The sequence below is a fragment of the Enterobacter sp. Acro-832 genome (genome assembly GCF_011752745.1).
GTDB lineage: Bacteria > Pseudomonadota > Gammaproteobacteria > Enterobacterales > Enterobacteriaceae > Enterobacter > Enterobacter quasiroggenkampii.
This window is the reverse complement of sequence record NZ_VWWX01000016.1, coordinates 1-1,632: the sequence shown is the minus strand read 5'-3', so window position 1 is coordinate 1,632 and position 1,632 is coordinate 1. Positions and strand designations below refer to the sequence as shown.

The 1,632-nt window shown below is 53.8% G+C and carries 1 rRNA gene; it reads left to right on the top strand.

Going from position 1 to position 1,632, the window contains the following annotated elements:
- Positions 1–70 precede the first annotated feature (70 nt).
- A 16S ribosomal RNA gene (locus F3J31_RS23155) occupies positions 71–1,612 on the top strand.
- Positions 1,613–1,632 lie beyond the last annotated feature (20 nt).

Here is a 1,632-nt window from a genome sequence, read left to right as displayed (position 1 = left end):
AAATGAATACCAAGTCTCTGAGTGAACATGCGTAATTCATTACGAAGTTTAATTCACGAGCATCAAACTTAAATTGAAGAGTTTGATCATGGCTCAGATTGAACGCTGGCGGCAGGCCTAACACATGCAAGTCGAGCGGCAGCGGAAAGTAGCTTGCTACTTTGCCGGCGAGCGGCGGACGGGTGAGTAATGTCTGGGAAACTGCCTGATGGAGGGGGATAACTACTGGAAACGGTAGCTAATACCGCATAACGTCGCAAGACCAAAGAGGGGGACCTTCGGGCCTCTTGCCATCAGATGTGCCCAGATGGGATTAGCTAGTAGGTGGGGTAACGGCTCACCTAGGCGACGATCCCTAGCTGGTCTGAGAGGATGACCAGCCACACTGGAACTGAGACACGGTCCAGACTCCTACGGGAGGCAGCAGTGGGGAATATTGCACAATGGGCGCAAGCCTGATGCAGCCATGCCGCGTGTATGAAGAAGGCCTTCGGGTTGTAAAGTACTTTCAGCGGGGAGGAAGGCGGTGAGGTTAATAACCTCATCGATTGACGTTACCCGCAGAAGAAGCACCGGCTAACTCCGTGCCAGCAGCCGCGGTAATACGGAGGGTGCAAGCGTTAATCGGAATTACTGGGCGTAAAGCGCACGCAGGCGGTCTGTCAAGTCGGATGTGAAATCCCCGGGCTCAACCTGGGAACTGCATTCGAAACTGGCAGGCTAGAGTCTTGTAGAGGGGGGTAGAATTCCAGGTGTAGCGGTGAAATGCGTAGAGATCTGGAGGAATACCGGTGGCGAAGGCGGCCCCCTGGACAAAGACTGACGCTCAGGTGCGAAAGCGTGGGGAGCAAACAGGATTAGATACCCTGGTAGTCCACGCCGTAAACGATGTCGACTTGGAGGTTGTGCCCTTGAGGCGTGGCTTCCGGAGCTAACGCGTTAAGTCGACCGCCTGGGGAGTACGGCCGCAAGGTTAAAACTCAAATGAATTGACGGGGGCCCGCACAAGCGGTGGAGCATGTGGTTTAATTCGATGCAACGCGAAGAACCTTACCTACTCTTGACATCCAGAGAACTTTCCAGAGATGGATTGGTGCCTTCGGGAACTCTGAGACAGGTGCTGCATGGCTGTCGTCAGCTCGTGTTGTGAAATGTTGGGTTAAGTCCCGCAACGAGCGCAACCCTTATCCTTTGTTGCCAGCGGTCCGGCCGGGAACTCAAAGGAGACTGCCAGTGATAAACTGGAGGAAGGTGGGGATGACGTCAAGTCATCATGGCCCTTACGAGTAGGGCTACACACGTGCTACAATGGCGCATACAAAGAGAAGCGACCTCGCGAGAGCAAGCGGACCTCATAAAGTGCGTCGTAGTCCGGATTGGAGTCTGCAACTCGACTCCATGAAGTCGGAATCGCTAGTAATCGTAGATCAGAATGCTACGGTGAATACGTTCCCGGGCCTTGTACACACCGCCCGTCACACCATGGGAGTGGGTTGCAAAAGAAGTAGGTAGCTTAACCTTCGGGAGGGCGCTTACCACTTTGTGATTCATGACTGGGGTGAAGTCGTAACAAGGTAACCGTAGGGGAACCTGCGGTTGGATCACCTCCTTACCTTAAAGAACCTGCCTTTG